This window comes from Nocardia sp. NPDC003482 (genome assembly GCF_053588115.1).
Window position 1 is genome coordinate 38,499 of record NZ_JBSFPI010000033.1, and the last position, 18,682, is coordinate 57,180.

The following is an 18,682-nucleotide window of genomic DNA, read 5'->3' on the forward strand; positions in this document are numbered from 1 at the left end:
CGCGCGGCCCGGATCGCGGGCCGCACGCGTCAGCGGTGAACTTCGATATGGCGGGGACAGTACCGCCACGGCGTTGCGGATATGTTGCGTTTCGCAACAATTAGTTTCAGAGCCTGGTCAAACGCCCAGGAAGAGGGTTCAGGGACGGCTGAGCGCGCTCGCGTTGGCGTTGTCGCCCAACAGTTCCGACTCCGACTTGCCGCTGAGCATTCCCTCGAGGACATTCTTGCCGATGGCCGCCTCGGTGGGCAGCGGAATCGGGTAGTCGCCGTCGAAGCAGGCCGAACACAGCCGGGAGGCGGGCTGTTCGGTCGCGGCGATCATGCCCTCGCGCGAGATGTAGCCGAGCGAGTCCGCGCCGATCGAGCGGCGCACGTTCTCGACCATCTCCTCGAGCGAGTCCTCGGTGCCCGCGCCGTTGGCGATCAGCTCCGCGCGCGAGGCGAAGTCGATGCCGTAGAAGCACGGCCACTTCACCGGCGGGGAGGCGATGCGCACGTGGATCTCCAGCGCGCCCGCCTCGCGCAACATCCGGATGAGCGCGCGCTGGGTGTTGCCGCGCACGATCGAATCGTCCACGACGATCAGGCGTTTGCCGCGGATCACCTCGCGCAGCGGGTTCAGCTTGAGGCGGATGCCCAGCTGCCGGATGGTCTGGCTGGGCTGGATGAAGGTGCGCCCGACATAGGCGTTCTTCATCAGGCCCTGCCCGTAGGGGACGCCCGAGCCCTGGGCGTAGCCGACCGCGGCCGGGGTGCCCGACTCCGGCACCGGGATGACCAGATCGGCCTCGACCGGATGCTCCTGCGCCAGGCGGCGGCCGATGTCCACGCGGGTGGCGTGCACCGAACGGCCGGAGATGGTGCTGTCGGGGCGGGCGAGATAGACGTACTCGAAGACGCAGCCCTTGGGTTCGGGCGCGGCGAAGCGCAGCGAGCGCACCCCGTCGGCGTCGATCGCCAGCAGTTCGCCGGGCTCGATCTCGCGGACGAACGAGGCGCCGACGATGTCGAGCGCCGCGGTCTCGCTGGCAACCACCCAGCCACGGTCGAGCCGGCCCAGGCACAGCGGCCGCACGCCGTGCGGATCGCGCGCGGCGTAGAGGGTGTGCTCGTCCATGAAGGTCAGGCAGAACGCGCCGCGCAGGGTCGGCAGCAGTTCCATCGCGGCCTGCTCGATGCTCTTGTCGGTGGCGGCGTGCGCCAGCAGCGCGGTCATCACGTCCGAGTCGGAGGTGGCGGCGATCGAGCCGTCCGGCAGCCGGTTGGACAGCAGCCGGGATTGCCGTGCGCGCGCGGCCAATTCGGCGGTGTTGACCAGATTTCCGTTGTGGCCCAACGCGATTCCGGTGCCGACCGCGGTGGTGCGGAAGATCGGCTGGGCGTTCTCCCAGGTGGTGGATCCGGTGGTGGAGTACCGGCAGTGCCCGATGGCGACGTGGCCGGGCATGGCCGCCAGCGTCTGCTCGTCGAAGACCTGGCTCACCAGGCCCAGATCCTTGAACACCAGCACCTGCTGACCGTCGGCGACGGCGATGCCCGCGGCCTCCTGGCCGCGGTGCTGCAACGCGTACAAACCGTAGTAGGTGAGCTTGGCCACATCCTCGCCCGGAGCCCAGACACCGAACACCCCGCACTCCTCGCGGGGTTCGTTCTCGTCCTGATCCGGGGCCGGGTGCGGCGGGCACGCGGGCTCGGAAAGCAGCAGGTTGGGGCTTCGGACCGACAGATCGGCGTTGGTCACCGTTTGCTCCCTGTTCGGCGGGCTGGGGGCAACGATCATTCTACGGGTCACCCGGCGGAAACCTCCGGCGGGATCATCCGGATGGCAGACCGTTTGCTGCTACGGTGCGACCGTGCCGACCACCGAGAGCGCGGATGCCGGTTCGACTCCCCGGCGTCTGACCCCGATCCGCTGGACCTTCCCGATCATCGTGGTGACGCTGCTCGCCTCGCTGCTGGGCGTGATGTATCTCGACTACGTCGTGGACCCGGAGAAGAATCTGCACGACTTCCCCGTCGCACTGGTCGATCTCGATGTGGGCGACAAGCTCGACATGAACGGGCAGCAGCGCGAGGTCGACTTCGGCAAGCAGGTCGTCGACGGGCTGCGGCAGGCGGTGCCCGCCGACAAGATCGATCTGCGGGTGCTCGGCCTGAACGAGGCGCAGTTGCAGATGCAGTCGGGCCAGATCTACGGGGCGATCGTCATTCCGGGCGACTTCTCCAAGCGGCTGGGCAATCTCGGCGTGGGCAGCGTGGTCGCGGGCGATATCGAACGGCCCATCATCACCCTGCAGACCAATCCGCGGATGGGCGCGTTCGCGACGGCCATCCTGCAACGCTTCGGCGACGAGGCGCTCACCCAGGTCGACGCGCAGGTCGGCAAGCAGCTCACCGAACAGGTTGCGGCGCAATTGAAGGCGACGCCGGGCGGCGCGCCCGCGCCGGAGCTGTCCGGGGCCGCCCGGATCACGCTGGCCCATCCGATCGATGTGACGATCGAGCAGTACCGGCCGCTGCCGGGCGGTTCGGGTGAGGGGCTGACCGCGTTCTTCTACAGCCTGTTGCTGCTGCTGGTCGGCATGGTCGGCGCGATGATCATCCATCAGCTCATCGACTCGGCGCTCGGCTATCTGCCGACCGAGTGGGGGCCGTGGTACGTGCACTATCCGCGCACGCCGATCTCGCGGGTGCGCACGCTGCTCATCAAGTGGGCGGCGGTGGCGGTGATGTCCGCGCTCGTGTCGGGGGCGTTCCTGGGCATCGGCAAGGCACTCGGCATGCCGATCGAGAAGCCGCTGGCGTTGTACCTGTACGGGGCGTTCGTGATCCTCGCGGTCGGCTTCACCTGTACCTCGGTGCTCGCGGCCATCGGCACGGCCGGGCTGATCGTGAACCTGATCGTGTTCATCATCCTGGGCCTGCCGTCCTCGGGCGGCACCGTGCCGATCGAGGCGACGCCGAAGTACTTCGGCTGGCTGGCCAACTTCGAGCCGATGCACCAGGTGTTCCTCGGCGTCCGGTCGATCCTCTACTTCGGCGGCAGCGGCGCGGCGGGCGCCACCCGCGGCATCTGGATGACCGTGCTGGGCTTGGCCATCGGCGTCGTCCTGGGCCTGGTGATCACGCGCTTCTACGACCGCAAGGGCCTGCAACGCCGCCCCGCCGCCTGAACCCGATCACAACCGCACGAGGGGCAACCACCGGGCCAGCTCCGCGGCCCGGGTCCCCGACGCGCTCACCGCCCCCGATTCGACCGCCTCGGTGAACTCCGCCAGCCCCGTCACCAGCAACAACCAGGTCCGCGGATCGGTCTCCACCACATTCGGCGGCGTCCCCCGCGTATGCCGCGGCCCCTCGATGCACTGCACCGCCACGAACGGCGGCACCCGCACCTCCACCGAATGCCCCGGCGCGTTCCCCGCCAGCGCCCGCGCCGAATTCCGCACGGCCGCCGCGAGTTCCGGGCGCGCGGGCGCGGGCGCACCCTCGTCACGCAACCAATCCCCCACCACCGCGAGCGACTCGCGCACCGCGGCGGGATCCACATCCGGTCGTCGAGCCACGCCCCGAGACTATCGCCGCCCCGATCCCGACCTCTCGACCAGCCCGAAGACGTTCACCCGACGCTACGTTCTCGGCAGGTGGCCCTGGGGCGCGGCCAGGGCGGGGGCGAGCGCACCGCCCCCGTTGACGGCCAGGTGCAGCAGTGCCGGGGCGAGGATGCCGCCGGTGCGTCGGGCGAGCCAGCCGAAGAGCAGGCCGGACAGTCCGGTGCCGAGGACCGAGGCGGGCACGCTGTCTCCGGCCGCGCGGGCGGGGGCGACGTGCCAGAGTCCGAAAGTCGTTGCGCCGAGCCATAATCCGAGGCGAGGACCGGCCAGCTCGTCGAGCAGCGGATCCAGGGTGCCGCGGAAGATCAGCTCCTCGCTGTAGACGGTGCCCAGCGGAATGTGCACGGCCACCCATTCGGCGCGGGAGACCTCGGGCGCTCGGGAGGCGAATCCGGCCAGCCGTGCCCGCAAGGCCGGAACCGCGAGCGCCACACCGTATCCGGCGACCACGACGGCCGGGGGTCCGAAGGTCGCGAGCGGATGCCGGGCCGGTCGGCCCAGCCGGACGCCCGTGCCGAACGCGCGAGCGTAGCCGGTGGCGAAGGCCGCGCTGGCCGCGGTCCGCACGCGAATGCCCGCGTTCAGGCGCGGCAGCAGCACGTTGTGCCACAGCAGCGCGGCACCCACCGCGCCGACGGCCCGCGGCAACCGGCGCGCGATCGGGCCGCCGGTCGCCCTCCCGCCCGTCCTCGAGACGCCGGTCACCCGCCCATCCTCCGCGGCGCGGTATGGTCGCCTGCCGCAGGGCGCGGCGGACGGTCCTGTTCGGCAGGGGTGAACCGCGGGGCCGCAACGACTTTCGTCTCGCAACGCGAATTCATTTGGTGGCCCGTTCGTAGGCGGCCGACAGTTCGACCTGGGCGCGGATGGCCTCGACCTTCTCGGGCGTGAGGTCCGGCGGCGGGGCGATCGCGGCCCAGCCGTCCAGCACCAGCGTGCCGTAGCTGTGGCCGTGTCCGGCGCTGACGGCCTGGGCATTGGTGAGATCCGCGGCGACCTGCCAGAACGTCACGAACGGCCACCACCGCATCTGGGTCGACACATCCGACCCGCGCGGCTCGGACAGCCAATCCGGTTGCGAGAAGATCAGATTGGGCGACCACCACACGATCGGATCGGAGGCGTGCTGGAGGTAGGCGATGCGCGGCCGCCGCCAATCCGCCGACGGCTTGTCCAGATCCGTTGCGGTGGAGGCGAATCGGACCACCAGCCCGTCGGCGTACACGGGTTCGACCTCGCGCGTGCCGGGATCGCGGCGCGAGACGAACTGCTCCCACAGCCGATTCGAGTTCGGCGGCCCGACCCACAACGCCCCGTCCACCTTGCTCCGCAGATCCGCCAGCCCGTCGAAGGCCGCCTCCGACCCCTGCGAGCCCAGGCTCTCCCCGTACACCAGCAGCTTCGGCCGGGCCTCCGGCGGTCTGCGCGACCAGGCGGCGTAGATGGCGTCGAACATCTTCTTCCCCGCCGCGGCCACCTTCTGCCGGTCTGCCAGGAACGACAGCACGCTGGGCAGATACGAGTACTGCGAGGCCACGATCGCGGTATCGCCGTGGTACAGGTACTCGAGCGAATCGGCGGTCTCGGAGTTGACCCACCCGGTTCCGGTGGTGGTCACCACGGCCAGCACCTTGCGGTCGAAGGCGTGCGTCCGCTCGAGTTCGGCGACCGCCAGATCCTCCTGCGTCACATCGTCTTTCGCCGAATCCAGCCCCACGTACACCCGAATCGGCTCGCGCGCGGGCGTTCCCGAGACCGCGCCGATCCGGAAGGCGTCGGGTCCGTGCGAGACGAACCAGCGTCCCTCCGAACCGAGCGTGTCCCATTTCGCGAAAGACGCCGCGCTGCCGGACCTTTCGGCCTTCACCGGCTGCACCGCGTACGGCGTCATCTTGTCGTTGCGGACGCTGAACGCGGAGTTGGCCACCGCGAAGAACGCCCGCGTCGCCACGCCGTTGAACAACGTCACCACCAGCACGACCAGCACGATCGCCCCCACGGTCGGCGCGAACCGCGGCGGAATCCGCACCCACCGGCTGAGCTGCCGTGCCAGGAACCGCACGGTCTCCCGCACGGTCCGATACACCGCCACCGCGATCGCCCCGACCGCCAGGCTCAGCGCGCCCGTGCGCAGATACGCCGCCCGGGTCGTGCCCTCCATATCCATCAGCGCGTAGATCTGCCGCTGCCAGTCCGCCGACAGCACCAGCATCCGGATCGCCGCCAGCACGCACAGCGCCAGCACGGCCACCTTGATCAGGTACCGCCAGCGCAGCGCGGGCGCGGCCAGCGGGATGTGCGGCCGCACCCACTTGCGGAACAGCCATTCCAGGACACACCCCACGCCGTACCCGATCGCGGCGTTGAGACCGCTGATCAGCCCCTGGAACAACCAGTCGCGCGGCAGCAGCGACGGTGTCACCGACCACGCGAAGAACAACGTCGCCACCACCAAGCCGACATAGTTCAGGCCGATGACGTCCTTCTCGACCCGCCGCGCCAGCAGCGCGCCGCGCCGGGCCACGACGGCGCCGCGGGCACGCAGCGTCGTCAGGGTGTCGGCGGTGTCGAGCATCCGTCAAGTATGCGGGGCGGGAGCCGCCAACCCGGGGATGTCACGGCGTGAGGAGCGCTACTGCGCGTGCCCGAACAGCCGCGGCAGCGTGCCCTCGTGCGCCTCGCGCAGTTCGGCCAGGGTGATCGAGAACTGCCCCTGCACCTCGACCGAATCCGAACCCTGATCCACCACGCCGATGCGCGTCCACGGCAGCTCCCGCGCGGTGCACATCTTGGTGAAGCGGGTCTCCTCCGACCGCGGCACCGCGACCAGCACCCGCCCGGCCGATTCGGAGAACAGCGTCACGAACGGGTCGGCGCCCTCGGGAAGCAGTACCCGGCATCCGGTCTCGCCCGCCAGCGCCGCCTCCACGACCGCCTGCGCCAGCCCGCCCTCGCTGAGATCGTGTGCGGCACTGATCATTCCGTCGCGCGAGCCCGCGGTCAGCACCTCGGCCAGCAGCCGTTCGCGGGCCAGGTCGACGCGCGGCGGCACGCCGCCGAGGTGATCGTGGACGACCTGCGCCCAGATCGAACCGCCGAACTCGTCGCGGGTCTCGCCGAGCAGGATGAGCGTCTCGCCCGGTTCGGTGCCGAATCCGGTCGGGATGCGCCGGTGCACGTCGTCGATGACGCCGAGCACGCCGACCACCGGCGTCGGCAGGATGGCCGTCTGCCCGGTCTGGTTGTAGAAGCTGACATTGCCGCCGGTCACCGGAATGCCCAGGGCCACACAGCCGTCCGCGAGCCCGCGCACGGCCTGCTGGAACTGCCACATCACGCCCGGATCCTCGGGGGAGCCGAAGTTGAGGCAGTTGGTGACGGCCTTGGGCGTCGCGCCCGTGGTCGCGACATTGCGGTACGCCTCGGCCAGCGCCAGCTGCGCGCCCGCGTACGGATCGAGTTTGGTGTAGCGGCCCGAGGCGTCGGTGGCCAGCGCGATGCCGCGGCCGGACTCCTCGTCGATGCGGACCACCCCGGCGTCGGCGTTCTCGGCCAGCACGGTGTTGCCGCGCACGTACCGGTCGTACTGCTCGGTGATCCAGCGGCGGCTGCACAGCTGCGGGCTGGACACCATGGTCAGCAGGGTTTCCCGCAGTTCGTCGGCGGTCGACGGGCGGGCCAGGGCGTCCGGGGTGTCGGCGATCAACGCGTCCTGTTCGGCGGGCCGCTCGACCGGGCGCTCGTAGACCGGGCCCTCGTGGGCCACCGTGCGCGGCGGCACGTCGAGCACGGTCTCGCCGTGCCAGGTGATCACGAGCCGATCGCCCTCGGTGACCTCGCCGATGACGGTGGCCAGCACGTCCCACTTCGCGCAGACCGCCATGAACGCGTCCACATTGTCCGGGGTGACGACCGCGCACATGCGCTCCTGCGATTCGCTCGACAGGATCTCCGCGGGCGTCATATCGGCCGCGCGCAGCGGCACCCGGTCGAGTTCCACGCGCATCCCGCCGTCGCCCGCTGCCGCGAGTTCGGAAGTGGCGCAGGCCAATCCGGCCCCGCCGAGATCCTGGATGCCGACCACGAGCCCGGCGTGGTACAGCTCCAGACAGCATTCGATGAGCACCTTCTCCGCGAACGGATCGCCCACCTGCACGCTCGGCAGCTTCTTGCGGCCGGTGCCGGACTCGTCGCCGGAGAAGGTGTCCGACGCCAGCACCGACACCCCGCCGATGCCGTCGAGACCGGTGCGCGCGCCGAACAGCACGATCTTGTTGCCCGCGCCCGACGCGAATGCCAGATGCAGATCCTCGACCCGCATCACCCCGGCGCACAGCGCGTTCACCAGCGGGTTGCCCTGATAGGACGGGTCGAATACGGTCTCGCCGCCCACATTCGGCAGACCGAGCGAATTCCCGTAGCCGCCCACGCCGCGCACCACGCCGTCCACGACGCGGCGGGTGTCGGGGTGGTCGACCGCGCCGAACCGCAGCTGATCCATCACCGCGATCGGCCGCGCGCCCATGGCCATGATGTCGCGCACGATGCCGCCCACACCGGTCGCCGCCCCCTGATAGGGCTCCACGTAGGACGGGTGGTTGTGGCTCTCCACCTTGAACGTCACGGCCCAGCCGCCGCCGATGTCGACCACGCCCGCGTTCTCGCCGATCCCGGCCAGCATGGACCGCCGCATCTCGTCGGTGGTGGTCTGGCCGAAGTAGCGCAGGTGCACCTTGGAGGACTTGTAGGAGCAGTGCTCGCTCCACATCACCGAGTACATCGCCAGCTCGGCGTCGGTGGGCCGGCGGCCGAGAATCTCCCGGATGCGGGCGTATTCGTCGTCCTTGAGACCGAGTTCCTTGTAGGGCTGGGCGGTATCGGGAGTTGCTGCGGCGGCGCTGACGGTGTCGACGTGGGCTGTCACAGGCGCAGTCTAATCGGTGGCCGACCGGCCCCGGCCAGCGCGTTCCCCGGACCCGATACCCTTAGCGCGTGAATGATCGATCCAGGGTCGCGGATCCGGACGAACTGCCCGTGACGGATTCGGCTCGGCAGTCCACCGCGAATCTGGCGGCGCGCCAACGACGTTTGCTGATAGTTGCCTCGGCGCTGTTCGTGGCCTCGGCGATCGTGTCGGTGCTGACCAAGCAATGGCACGGTTACATCGATCTCCAGGTGTACCGCAACGGCGCCCGGGTCTGGCTGGACGGCGGCGACCTCTACGGCCCGATGCCCAAGGTGGCCGGGATCGGGCTGCCGTTCACCTACCCGCCGCTGGCCGCGCTGTTCTTCGCGCCGCTGGCCCTCATGCCGTTGCACTGGGCCGAGGTGCTGGTGCTGGCCACCTCGATCACCAGCCTGGGGCTCACGCTCTGGGTGGTGCTGAGCCGGCTGCGGCCGAATCTGGATCGAACCACCAAGTGGGCGTTGGTGATCGGCGCGATCGCGCTGTTCGACCTGACCGAGCCGATCCGCCAGACCTACAACTTCGGGCAGATCAATCTGGTCCTCATGGCCGCGGTCACCCTGGACGCGTTGGTGCGCAAGCCGTTCTGGCCGCGCGGCATGCTCATCGGAATCGCGGTGTCGGTCAAGCTGATTCCGGCTGGTTACCTGCTTTACTTCCTGCTCTGCCTGGACTGGCGCGCGCTGCTGCGCGGCGACCGCACCGTCCTGCGCGGCGAGCCCGCCAAGGCCATCCTCACCCTGCTGCTCTCCGCCGCGGGCGCGATCGCCCTGGGCTTCCTGCTGTTCTCGCACGACTCGGCGAACTACTGGTTCCACACCATGCTCGACACGGGTCGCATCGGCCCCCCGCAGTTCGCGGGCAACCAGTCGCTGAAGGGTTTCGCCTTCCGCCTGGGCGTCTCGGACTCCACGGCCATAGCCGTCTGGCTCCTGTCCTCCCTCGCGGTCCTGGTCCTCGCCGCCGTCTGGATGCGCCGCCTCATCGCCGCCGACCGCCACCCCGCCGCCCTGATCGTCAACGCCGCCGCCATCCTGCTCGTCTCCCCCGTCTCCTGGTCCCACCACTGGGTCTGGATCGCCCCCGCCCTCCTGATCACCGCCGACGCCCTCACCCGAGGCCACCGCACCCCCACCCTCCGCCTCGCCACGATCGCGATGACCCTCCTCTTCCTCATCGGCCCCCAATGGCTCCTCCCCCACCACCACGACGCCGAACTCACCTGGTCCTGGTGGCAACAACTCCTAGGCAGCTCCTACGTCCTCACCACCGTCACCATCCTCACCCTGGGCGCCCTCCGCCCCCAATCCCCCACCCCCACAACCCCTTTTAACCCCCCAAGAGGCTTGGGGCCTCAGGGCTGAGCGAACCCAGCCGCACCCCTTATTCGGATCCGCACCCGTTCCACAGCCCCGAAGAGGGTGCGGATCCCAACAAAGGGTGCGGCTGAGCTGGCGTACCCAGAGAGGCTGTACACCTCCGTGGTTGAGCGAACCCAGCCGCACCCTTTATTCGGATCCGCACCCGTTGCAGGGCCCTGAAAGGGGTGCGGATTCGAATAAGGGGTGCGGCTGGGGTGGGGGTCAGGGGGTGAGGAAGGCGGCCAGGGCGGCGGCGTAGGCAGGGATGTCGTGGGCGCCCATGAGTTCTCGGGCGGAGTGCATGGCGAGTTGGGGGGCGCCGACGTCGACGGTGGGCATGCCGGTGCGGGCGGCGGTCATGGGGCCGATGGTGCTGCCGCAGGGGAGGTCGGCGCGGTGGACGTAGCGTTGCAGCGGGACCTCGGCCTCGGCGCAGGCCAGGGCGAAGGCGGCGGTGCCGACGGCGTCGGTGGCGTAGCGGAGGTTCTGGTTGACCTTGAGGACCGGGCCGCCGTTGACGCGGATGCGGTGCAGGGGCTCGTGCCGTTCGGGATAGTTCGGATGCGTCGCGTGCGCCATGTCACCGGACGCGCACACCGAACCGGCAAGCGCCGCAAGGTATTCCGACCGCCCGCCGCCGCGCGCCAACACGATCCGCTCCAACACCGCGGGCAGCAGATCCGACTGCGCGCCGCGCTCCGACTGACTGCCCACCTCCTCGTGATCGAACATGGCCAGCACCGGCGTCACCGCACCCGCGCTCTCCGCGGCCGCCAGAAACGCTTGCAGCCCCGCGTAACACGTCCCCTGATTGTCCAGCCGCGGCGCGCTCACCAGATCCAGATCCCGCCCCACCAACCGGCTCGGCGACAGATCGTGCGTCATGAGCTCCCAGCCCAGCACGTCGTCCGCGGCCACCCCGGCCCGCTCGGCCACGTAGTCCAGGAACGACCGCGGCTCGTCCCCCACTCCCCACACCGCGTTCACATGCCGCTGCGGATCGAGCGTGACCCCGCGCCGATCCTCGGCCAGATGGATCGCCAACTGCGGCACCCGCAACAACGGCTCATCGATCCGAACGAGCGTGTGCCCCATGCCTTTTCCGGACCGAACGGTCAATCGCCCGGACACCCCCAACTCCCGATCCAGCCACGAGTTGAGCAGCACCCCGCCGTACGGCTCGAGCGCGACCATCTGCCACCCCGCGATCGCGAGATCGACATGCTGCTTCACCCGCAGATTCGGACTGTCGGTATGCGCCCCCACCACCCGGAACGCCCCCGCCGCGTCGGCCGCCGCGCCCGCCCACGCCACCAGCGACCCACCGCGCACGACGAAGTACCGCCCCACCCCCGCGTCGGCCCACGGCCGCGACTCGGGCAGTTCGGTGAACCCGGCCGCGGCCAACTCGGCCGCGACGGTACGCACGACATGGAACGGGGACGGCGACGCGTCGACGAAGGCGCACAGCCCGGTCGCCGTCGCTGAGGTGGAAACCGGCATACCGGCGATCCTAGACACCCCGCGGACCGGAACAGGTACCACCCGGAAGGAATGTGCACGTTAACATGCCGAGAAATGCGCCTCAGGGAATGCGATCTCGTCCCGTTCGCCCCTTTCCCGGCCGGCGCTCCGGCGGCTCGGGAAAGGGACATGGGATGAATTTCGACGGCAACGCTTAACGACCCGGGAATCGCGCCGACAATTCCCGACCCGCACTCACACTTCGGCAATAAGTTCCAGAGCTCTTACACTCCCCGACAAGAAAGAGCGCCGGATCAATAGTTACGGAAGGCAAGCACCTGGCAACCACCGGGCCTCAGTCGGCCACCGGCATCTCCGCGACGAGCTCCAGCAGCCGCATCAGGTCGGTGTGGTTGCGCGCCCCGATCCGCTTGCGCAGGTCCTCCTCGGCGCGCCGCTCCTCGGCCCGGACCGAGTCGACCAACTCGGCGCCGCGCTTGGTCAGCCCGATCAGGATGCGACGACGGTCGTCCTCGGCGGCGATCCGGAAGATCAGCCCGCGCTCGGCCAGCGCGTCGGCGTGGCGGGTCGCCGACGAGGGCGGCAGCTGCGAACGGGCAGCAAGCTCGCTCATCGTGATCCCGGCCTGGTCGGACAAATTGGACAGCATCGACCACTGGTCTGCTGAAAGCTGCCTCGCGCACAACGCGGCATCGAGGTGACGCAGCCAACTGCGCTCGGCGGCGCGCAGCGCTCCATGCAAAGTGGAAAAGCCGCTTAGAATGGTCGACATATTTTAACCCGCCCATCATTTTCGCTCGGACAAGAAGAGGGTACCGAATGTTCCCGTTCAGCGAGAGTCCGGACGACGTGATCGAAGTCTTGAACATCGTTCCGCTCCAGGGCCCGGCGGGAATTGTGGCACCGTCCTGCGAGGCCGCAATTGCGCTCGCCGTCGGAGAAATCAACAGTGGCACAGGAATTCTCGGCCGCGAGGTGCGCGTGACCACGGTCGACGGCGGCCGCGCGCCGCGCGAGGTGGCCCGGGAGGTCTCGGCCCTGCTGGCGACCGGCATGGTCGACGCGATCACCGGCTGGCACATCTCGGCGGTGCGCCGCGCGGTCGCCCGCGCCGCCGACGGCCGGGTGCCCTACCTGTTCGCGACCACCCACGAGGATCTGCCGAACGAGCCGCCGGGCGTGCTGATGATCGGCGAGAACCCGGCCGGGCACATCCTGCCCGCGATGGCCTGGCTGGAACGGCAGTTCGGCGTGCGCCGCTGGGCCATCGTCGGCAACGACTACATCTGGCCGATGGCCACCGGCCGGGCCGTGCGCCGGGCCCATCAGGGCGCGGTCACGCTGGAGAAGTACTTCCCGTTGGGCACCGAGGACTTCGGCGCGTTCCTGCGCGACCGCCGCCTCGACGACGCCGACGGCATCGTGCTGCTGCTCGTGGGTACGGACGCGGTGCGGTTCAACCAACAGTTCGCCCAAACCGGCCGCGCCGACCACCAGGTGCGGGTCAGCCCCGGCATCGACGAGGGCGTCCTGCTGGCCGCCGGACCCACCGCCAACGACAACCTCTACATCGTGTCCAGCTTCTTCCCGAACGACCGCAGCGGCGATCCGGACCGGCTGGCCCGCTACCACCGCCTGCACGGCACCTTCGCCCCGCAGCTCACCTACTTCGGCAACACCGGCTACGAGGCGATGTACACCATGCAGTCACTCGCGCACAGCTGCGGTTCGCTCGAGGTCTCCCGGATGCAGGCCGCCCTGGAGAACGGCGTGACCCTCGAAACCCCTTCGGGCGGAAGGACTTTCCGCGGCAATCACTCCATGCAGTTCAACGCCCGCATCGCCCGCGCCGTGGGCGTGGACCTGCACATCGTCGACAGCGTCCACTAGTCCCCGGCGAGCGTATCCCGCACCGCGACAACCGAATCGGCCGACCGAACGAACCCTACGCCGCGACGAGCGAGTCCAGCACCGACAGGAAGATCCCCAGCCCGTCGTCACTGGGACCGGTCAGCGGCTCGGTCGCGTGCTCCGGATGCGGCATCAGGCCCACGACGCGGCGGTCGGCCGAGCAGATCCCGGCGATACCACGCTGCGATCCGTTGGGGTTGTCACCGGCATAACGGAACACCACCCGGCCCTCGCCCTCGAGTTCGTCGAGCACCCGGCGCGACGCCTGGTAGCGGCCCTCGGCGTTCTTGACCGGGATCAGGATCTGCGCGCCCTGCTCGTAGCGGGAGGTCCACGCGGTGTCGGTGCGCTCGACCGTGAGCCACTCGTCGCGGCAGATGAAGTGCAGACCCTCGTTGCGGGTGAGCGCGCCCGGCAGCAGCCCCGCCTCGCAGAGCACCTGGAAACCGTTGCAGATCCCCAGCACCGGCAGGCCCTTGGCGGCCGCGGCGACGACCTCGCCCATCACCGGCGCGAACCGGGCGATCGCACCCGCCCGCAGATAGTCGCCGTAGGAGAAGCCGCCGGGCACGACCACGGCGTCCACGTCCTTCAGGTCGGCGTCGGCGTGCCACAGGCTCACCGGCTCGGCCTGGGCCAGGCGCACCGCGCGGGCGGCGTCGACGTCGTCGAGCGAACCGGGGAAGGTGATGACCCCGATGCGGGCGGTCACAGCCGCACCACCTTCCAGTCCTCGATCACCGTGTTCGCGAGCAGGCTCTCGGCGATCTTCTCGAGGTCGGCGTCGCTGACGCTGTCGTCCACGTCGAGTTCGAATCGCTTGCCCTGCCGGACATCCGAGACGCCAGGGAAGCCCAGGCGCCCGAGGGCGCCGACGATGGCCTGCCCCTGCGGGTCCAGGATCTCGGCCTTCGGCATCACCTCGACCACGACTCGTGCCACGCGCTTGCTCCTCACGCTGGTGGGGGATTACCTGGCCAGCGTAGTCGGGGCGGGCCGCCCGCGCCGAGCCGGGTATACCGTGAACCCATGCGCATAGCCCACTTCGGACATTCCTGCGTTCTCGTCGAACTCCACGACACCAAGATCCTGTTCGACCCGGGCACCTTCTCGCACGGCTTCGAGGGCATCGAGGGGCTCGACGCGATCGCGATCACCCATCAGCATCCCGATCACATCGACGTCAACCGGATCGATGCGCTGATCGAGAAGAACCCGCAGGCCACACTGCTCTCCGACCCGCAGACCGCGCAGCAGCGGGGCGGCGAGTGGCAGGCCGTGCACGCCGGGAACGTGCTCACCGTCGGCAAGGTGCAGATCACGGGCGGCGGCGGTCGGCACGCGGTCATCCACCCCGACATTCCCGTGATCGATAACACGGTCTTCCAACTGGGCACGCCCGACGATCCGGCGGAGTTCGTGCATCCGGGCGACTCGCTGTGGGTGCCGCCGGTGCCCGTCGGCGTGCTGGGCCTGCCCTCGGTCGCGCCGTGGATGCGGATCAGCGAGGCCGTGGACTACCTGCGCGCGGTGGCGCCCCGCACCGCGGTACCGATCCACTACGGGATCATCGCGGACGGGGCCCAGGGCATCTACTTCGGCCGCCTGGCCGAAATGGGGCCGCCCGACACCGAATTCAAGGTGATCGAGCCGGAGGACCACGCCGAGTTCTAGCGGGCGTAGTTCAGCAGGAACAACGCCTCGGTGAGCGCGATGCGCTCGAGTTCGGCCGGGTCCACGCTCTCGTTCGGGGCGTGGATGAGGCACTTCGGTTCCTCGACGCCGAGCAGCATGATCTCCGCGTCCGGATAGGTCTCGGCGAAGGTGTTGCACAGCGGGATGGACCCGCCCTGTCCCTGGGTGGTCGAGGCACGCCCGAAGGCGGTGTGGAAGGCGGCCTCCATGGCCCGGCGGGCGGGACCGCCGGTGGTGGCGCGGAAGGGCGCGGCGAGTCCCTCGGTCTCGAGAGTGACCCGCGCGCTCCGCCCGATATGCGAATCCACATGCGCGGTAAGGGCTTTCAACGCCTGTTCGGGTTCGATGCCCGGCGGGATGCGCAGGTTCAGCCGGGCCCGCGCGGTGGGCTGGATGGCCGCCGCGGAGCCGACGACCGGCGGCACGTCGATGCCGATGACGGTGAGCGCCGGGCGAGCCCAGATCATGTCGGCGACGGTGCCGTCCCCGAGCAGTTCGACCCCGTCGAGCACCCCCGCGTCCACCCGGAACCGGTCGGCCGGGTACTGCTCGCCCGTCCACCGCTGATCGGCGGGCAGACCGGCGATGGTGGTGTTGCCGTGCTCGTCGCGCATGGAGGCGAGCAGGTGGATCAGCGCGGCCAGCGCGTCGGGCGCCGCGCCGCCGAACATTCCCGAATGCAGCGGCCCCGCAAGGGTTTCCACGGTCAGCACCACGCTGACCATGCCCCGCAACGTCTGGGTGAGGGTGGGAAGGCCGAGCGCGAAGTTCCCGCAGTCCCCGATCACCAGCGCGTCGGAACGCAGCAGCTCGGCATGGGCCGGGACGAACGTCTCCATCCCCCCGGTGCCCTGCTCCTCCGACCCCTCGGCCACCAGTGTGATGCCGACCGGAAATTCCTTGTCCCCCAACGTCTCCCGCAACGCGCGCAGGGCCGTGAGGTGCGCGACGAGGTTGCCCTTGCAGTCCGCCGCCCCACGCCCGTACCACCGCCCGTCGCGCTCGGTGAGCTCCCAGGCCGGACTGATCCAGGCACCCTCGTCCATAGGCGGCTGCACATCGTAATGGCAGTACAACAGCACCGTCGGCGCCCCCGCCGGAGCCGGATGCCGCGCGACCACCACCTCACTCCCGTCGGACGTCTCGTACAACTCCGCCTCCGCCAGCCCCACGTCGGCGAAGGCATCCCGCGTCCACCGCGCGGCCCGCCGACACTCCTCGATCGGAAACACCCGCGGGTCGTACACGGATCGATACGAAACCAACTCGGCCAGATCACTTTTCGCCCTGGGCATGAGCGCCCGCACCCGTTCCCGCAGGGCGGATGCCTCGGAGATGTCGGTCATGGGGTCCACTCTGCCATTCGATTCATCGGGGCGATGTGGTCACCGCACATTCGGCGCTCGGATGCGACGGGGACCGCGTCGCTCGGCGGGGGTTCAGGGCGCACCGCCATGATCGTCTCGGCGTCGGTGCTCACGCTGACGTCCGCCACGCGCCCGCCGCCGCGACCGTCCCGGCGATGTCGCTCACGACTCTGCCCCTCACCGCAGCGACGCGACTGCCGCCGCGGCGATGGTGTCGGCGATCGCGCTCAGTACGGGTGAGTCGAGGCGCCATTGCTGCCAGTAGAGGGGGACGTCGATGTGCGGGGACGGGTCGAGGACGACCAGGCGGCCGGAGCGCAGGTCGGATTCGGCCTGGAGGTCGGGGAGCATGCCCCAGCCGAGGCCGAGGCGGACGGCCTCCGCGAAACCGGAGGAGGAAGGGATGTAGTGACGGGGTGGGTCGAGGGGGCGGCGGGCGCGGCGGCGCATGAGACGGTCCTGGAGATCGTCCTTGCGGTCGAAGACGACGACCGGGGCGGCGGCGAAGGCGCGCGCCGTGGCGCCCTCGCCGAACCACGCGCGGGCGAATTCCGGTGTGGCCATGGCGCGGTAGCGCATGGCGCCGAGTTTGCGGACGGTACAGCCCTGCACCGGTTCGGCGGCGGCGGTGATGGCGGCCATGACGGTGCCGTCGCGCAGCAGCCCGATCGTGTGTTCCTCATCCTCGCGGTGGATCTCGAAGCAGACGCCCGCCGGGGCGTCGGCGAGGGCGGGCATCACCCAGGATTCGAGGGAATCGGCGTTGACGGCCAGTGGAATTCGGATCCGTTCACCGGATCGCGCTGTCCCAGAACCCAATTCGCGTGCGGTATCGCCGGTGAGCAACTCGATCTGCCGAGCCAGCCGCAGCACCGCGAGCCCCGACTCGGTGGCGCGCACAGGCTTGGTGCGCTGCAACAGGATTCGGCCGACCGCCATCTCGAGCGCCTTGATCCGCTGACTAACCGCTGAGGGCGTCACCCGCAGCCGCCGCGCCGCGGCCTCGAAGGTCCCCTCCGCCACCGCGGCGTCCAACGCGCGAAGCTGATCCAGTTGCAGATCCATGCTGAGAAATTCTAATGATGCGTGAAAATCTTTAGCTGGACCCGGCTACATCAGGCCCATAACGTCGAGAAACGTGAACGTCTCCGCGGCCGCCCTGGCAGCCCTGTCCGGCCTGGGTTTCGGCCTCTCCCTCATCGTCGCCATCGGCGCCCAGAACGTCTTCGTCCTCCGCCAGGGCATCCGCCGCGAACACGTCCTCCTAGTGGTAGCGGTTTGCGCCCTCTCCGACCTCACCCTGATCACCGCCGGCGTCGCAGGCTTCGGCACTCTGATCACCTCGAACCCCACCATCCTCACCGTCGCCCACTACGCGGGCGCCACCTTCCTCCTCGCCTACGCCGCCCTGGCCCTCCGCCGCGCCTTCAAGGCCACGAGCCTCATTCCTGATGGGGACCTCGAACCGAACGGCGGTGGGGGCGCGGAACCCATCCCCGCCGACGAGTTCACCTCGCGCCGATCCGCCGCCGACGAGCACGTCACACGCAACCCCTCGGGCAACGTCCTCGACCTATCGCATCGATACCCGACCGGTCACAGCCAAAGCTCCCCACCCCCAGCGAAACTCGACTCGCCACTAGCCGATTCATCGACCGATCGCCACTTATCCCCAGCCATCCACAGCCGAGGCTCCTCGACCACAACGGAACTCGGCTCGCGCAAAGTCACCGCGTTATCGCATGATCGCCATCCACCCTCGATGGTCGCAGGCCAAATCTCCTCGGCCGCAACACTTCACCCCCCACGCCCAACCACCACCCGCACAGCCACCCTCCTCACAGCCCTAGCCCTCACCTGGCTAAACCCCCACGTCTACCTGGACACAGTCGTCCTACTAGGCTCCTACGCCGCCACCCACACCCCCCACCACTGGTACCTGGCCGCAGGCGCCATGACCGCCAGCATCCTCTGGTTCACCACCCTCGGCTACGCCGCCCGCCTCCTCCGCCCCCTCTTCGCCCACCCCACCTCCTGGCGAATCCTCGACACCGCCATAGCCCTGACCATGACCACCCTCGCCCTAACCCTCCTCCCCTGAAGCCCCCACCCCAAGCGCACCAACCCAGCCGCACCCCTTATTCGAATCCGCACCCCTTTCTGTGCCCCACAACGGGTGCGGATTCGAATAAAGACATCCCAGGGTCTTTGGGTGTCAAGCGGGGGCCGGGTTGTGGGTGGGCCAGGCGGTGGTTTCGTTGTAGGGGGTGTGGGTGGTGAG

Annotated in this window: 16 protein-coding genes; 5 read left to right on the forward strand and 11 right to left on the reverse strand. The window is 69.5% G+C overall.

All coding sequences use genetic code 11. The annotated features are described in order from the left end of the window. Positions 1 to 138 precede the first annotated feature (138 nt). Positions 139 to 1,743, reverse strand: a complete 1,605-nt coding sequence (gene purF / locus ACWDSJ_RS34470) for an amidophosphoribosyltransferase (RefSeq protein ID WP_387367630.1) — start codon at positions 1,741 to 1,743, stop codon at positions 139 to 141. 112 nt (positions 1,744 to 1,855) lie between these two features. Here purF and ACWDSJ_RS34475 point away from each other — a divergent pair, with 112 nt between their 5' ends. Then, positions 1,856 to 3,175, forward strand: coding sequence for a YhgE/Pip domain-containing protein (locus ACWDSJ_RS34475; protein ID WP_387367627.1), 1,320 nt, complete (start codon positions 1,856 to 1,858; stop codon positions 3,173 to 3,175). A gap of 6 nt (positions 3,176 to 3,181) precedes the next feature. On the opposite strand, the gene ACWDSJ_RS34480 is transcribed toward ACWDSJ_RS34475, so the two are convergent. The 4 genes from ACWDSJ_RS34480 to purL all read right to left on the reverse strand — a co-directional run bounded on the left by ACWDSJ_RS34480 (position 3,182) and on the right by purL (position 8,540). Further along, positions 3,182 to 3,568, reverse strand: coding sequence for a sterol carrier family protein (locus ACWDSJ_RS34480; protein WP_450036971.1), 387 nt, complete (start codon positions 3,566 to 3,568; stop codon positions 3,182 to 3,184). A 63-nt stretch (positions 3,569 to 3,631) separates the two neighbouring features. Further along, entirely contained in the window at positions 3,632 to 4,321 is a 690-nt protein-coding gene (locus ACWDSJ_RS34485) for a CPBP family intramembrane glutamic endopeptidase (RefSeq protein ID WP_450036973.1), read from the reverse strand. A 112-nt stretch (positions 4,322 to 4,433) separates the two neighbouring features. Further along, positions 4,434 to 6,191 (reverse strand): alpha/beta hydrolase, encoded by a 1,758-nt coding sequence (locus ACWDSJ_RS34490; protein WP_450036975.1) that lies wholly within the window; start codon positions 6,189 to 6,191, stop codon positions 4,434 to 4,436. 57 nt (positions 6,192 to 6,248) lie between these two features. Further along, a complete protein-coding gene (gene purL, locus ACWDSJ_RS34495; protein WP_387367615.1) occupies positions 6,249 to 8,540 on the reverse strand; it encodes a phosphoribosylformylglycinamidine synthase subunit PurL in 2,292 nt (763 codons plus the stop codon). Between the two features lie 68 nt (positions 8,541 to 8,608). On the opposite strand from purL, the gene ACWDSJ_RS34500 reads away from it, so the two are divergent. Next, positions 8,609 to 9,946: a glycosyltransferase 87 family protein gene (locus ACWDSJ_RS34500; protein ID WP_450036977.1), complete on the forward strand. Its 1,338-nt coding sequence runs from the start codon at positions 8,609 to 8,611 to the stop codon at positions 9,944 to 9,946. Between the two features lie 219 nt (positions 9,947 to 10,165). Here ACWDSJ_RS34500 and ACWDSJ_RS34505 read toward each other — a convergent pair whose 3' ends face one another. Then, the gene (locus ACWDSJ_RS34505; protein ID WP_450036978.1) at positions 10,166 to 11,446 is read right to left on the reverse strand and encodes a M18 family aminopeptidase; all 1,281 of its coding nucleotides are present in this window, start codon (positions 11,444 to 11,446) and stop codon (positions 10,166 to 10,168) included. 316 nt (positions 11,447 to 11,762) lie between these two features. Then, a complete protein-coding gene (locus ACWDSJ_RS34510; RefSeq protein WP_387367606.1) occupies positions 11,763 to 12,200 on the reverse strand; it encodes a MarR family winged helix-turn-helix transcriptional regulator in 438 nt (145 codons plus the stop codon). Positions 12,201 to 12,247: 47 nt separating this feature from the next. Here ACWDSJ_RS34510 and ACWDSJ_RS34515 point away from each other — a divergent pair, with 47 nt between their 5' ends. Beyond that, a complete protein-coding gene (locus ACWDSJ_RS34515) occupies positions 12,248 to 13,318 on the forward strand; it encodes a substrate-binding domain-containing protein (RefSeq protein WP_450036981.1) in 1,071 nt (356 codons plus the stop codon). A gap of 55 nt (positions 13,319 to 13,373) precedes the next feature. Here the strand turns inward: ACWDSJ_RS34515 and purQ are convergent, their stop codons facing one another. Together purQ and purS are read right to left on the reverse strand one after the other, a co-directional pair. Next, positions 13,374 to 14,051 (reverse strand): phosphoribosylformylglycinamidine synthase subunit PurQ, encoded by a 678-nt coding sequence (purQ, locus tag ACWDSJ_RS34520; RefSeq protein WP_450036982.1) that lies wholly within the window; start codon positions 14,049 to 14,051, stop codon positions 13,374 to 13,376. Then, the gene (purS, locus tag ACWDSJ_RS34525) at positions 14,048 to 14,281 is read right to left on the reverse strand and encodes a phosphoribosylformylglycinamidine synthase subunit PurS (protein ID WP_387367597.1); all 234 of its coding nucleotides are present in this window, start codon (positions 14,279 to 14,281) and stop codon (positions 14,048 to 14,050) included. Before purS ends, purQ begins: the two co-directional genes overlap by 4 nt. Positions 14,282 to 14,368: 87 nt before the next feature. Between purS and ACWDSJ_RS34530 the strand changes: the two genes are divergently transcribed. After that, the gene (locus tag ACWDSJ_RS34530) at positions 14,369 to 15,013 is read left to right on the forward strand and encodes an MBL fold metallo-hydrolase (RefSeq protein ID WP_450036984.1); all 645 of its coding nucleotides are present in this window, start codon (positions 14,369 to 14,371) and stop codon (positions 15,011 to 15,013) included. Here ACWDSJ_RS34530 and ACWDSJ_RS34535 read toward each other — a convergent pair. Then, positions 15,010 to 16,380 (reverse strand): M20/M25/M40 family metallo-hydrolase, encoded by a 1,371-nt coding sequence (locus ACWDSJ_RS34535; protein WP_450036985.1) that lies wholly within the window; start codon positions 16,378 to 16,380, stop codon positions 15,010 to 15,012. The genes ACWDSJ_RS34530 and ACWDSJ_RS34535 overlap by 4 nt on opposite strands. A gap of 198 nt (positions 16,381 to 16,578) precedes the next feature. Further along, a complete protein-coding gene (locus ACWDSJ_RS34540; protein WP_450036986.1) occupies positions 16,579 to 17,466 on the reverse strand; it encodes a LysR family transcriptional regulator ArgP in 888 nt (295 codons plus the stop codon). A gap of 73 nt (positions 17,467 to 17,539) precedes the next feature. Between ACWDSJ_RS34540 and ACWDSJ_RS34545 the strand changes: the two genes are divergently transcribed. Next, on the forward strand, positions 17,540 to 18,502 hold the full coding sequence (locus ACWDSJ_RS34545) for a LysE/ArgO family amino acid transporter (RefSeq protein ID WP_450036988.1): 963 nt from the start codon (positions 17,540 to 17,542) through the stop codon (positions 18,500 to 18,502). Positions 18,503 to 18,682 lie beyond the last annotated feature (180 nt).

Coding starts and splice junctions, on each gene's coding strand:
- ACWDSJ_RS34505 (WP_450036978.1), bottom strand. CDS start 11,446: ATGCCGGTTTCCACCTCAGCGACGGCGACCGGGCTGTGCGCCTTCGTC.
- ACWDSJ_RS34515 (WP_450036981.1), top strand. CDS start 12,248: ATGTTCCCGTTCAGCGAGAGTCCGGACGACGTGATCGAAGTCTTGAAC.
- ACWDSJ_RS34490 (WP_450036975.1), bottom strand. CDS start 6,191: ATGCTCGACACCGCCGACACCCTGACGACGCTGCGTGCCCGCGGCGCC.
- ACWDSJ_RS34510 (WP_387367606.1), bottom strand. CDS start 12,200: ATGTCGACCATTCTAAGCGGCTTTTCCACTTTGCATGGAGCGCTGCGC.
- ACWDSJ_RS34535 (WP_450036985.1), bottom strand. CDS start 16,380: ATGACCGACATCTCCGAGGCATCCGCCCTGCGGGAACGGGTGCGGGCG.
- ACWDSJ_RS34530 (WP_450036984.1), top strand. CDS start 14,369: ATGCGCATAGCCCACTTCGGACATTCCTGCGTTCTCGTCGAACTCCAC.
- ACWDSJ_RS34540 (WP_450036986.1), bottom strand. CDS start 17,466: ATGGATCTGCAACTGGATCAGCTTCGCGCGTTGGACGCCGCGGTGGCG.